This is a genomic window from Staphylococcus sp. EG-SA-2 (assembly GCF_017152085.1).
In genome coordinates, this window is the sequence record NZ_JACYHC010001172.1 from 1 (window position 1) to 662 (window position 662).

A 662-nucleotide genomic window follows, 5' to 3' on the forward strand; every position below is an offset into this window, starting at 1 on the left:
AAATGAAAAATGACTTAATTTATAGTCTGTCTTACCAAATACATAAATTTTAGCTTCTGGGTACAACTTACGTAGCAAAATAGCAGTAATATAACCTAAGTTACCATCACCCCAAATACCAAAGCTGGTTTTCAAAGGTATAGATTTACGTTCAAATCGTTGTATAGCATGATAACTTACTGACACTAACTCTGTGTATGAAATCGTACTCAAATCAATGGCATTAGGCAGCGGAACGATACGATCATGTGCCATCACAACGTAGTCTTGCATAAAACCATCATAACCACTAGATCTAAAATAACTAGAGGGCAGGTAATTCTCGGCAATCACGTCGTGTTTTTCTGTAGGTGTATTCGGCACCATTACTACTTTCGTACCTTTTTCAAATACGCCTTTACTATCGAATACAACTTCACCAACAGCTTCATGAACTAGTGACATTGGTAATTTTTTGCGCAGTACATTTTCATCTCTTCGACCTGTGTAATACCTTTGATCAGCTGCACAAATAGACAAGTATAAAGGTCTTACAATGACATGATTACCATAAATATCAACATTATTATATGTGACGTCGAACTGTCTCGGTGCAACGAGTTGATATACTTGATTAATCATCGGCAATATCACCTTGAATAATGGCATTTGCTACTTTTAAA

General features: G+C 35.8%; 1 protein-coding gene. It reads right to left on the reverse strand.

Features of this window, described 5'->3' with window-relative positions; all coding sequences use genetic code 11:
* The coding region (locus tag IDG60_RS28065; protein WP_206161078.1) for an alcohol dehydrogenase catalytic domain-containing protein at positions 1-621 on the reverse strand (621 nt) is incomplete at its 3' end.
* Between the last annotated feature and the right edge of the window lie 41 nt (positions 622-662).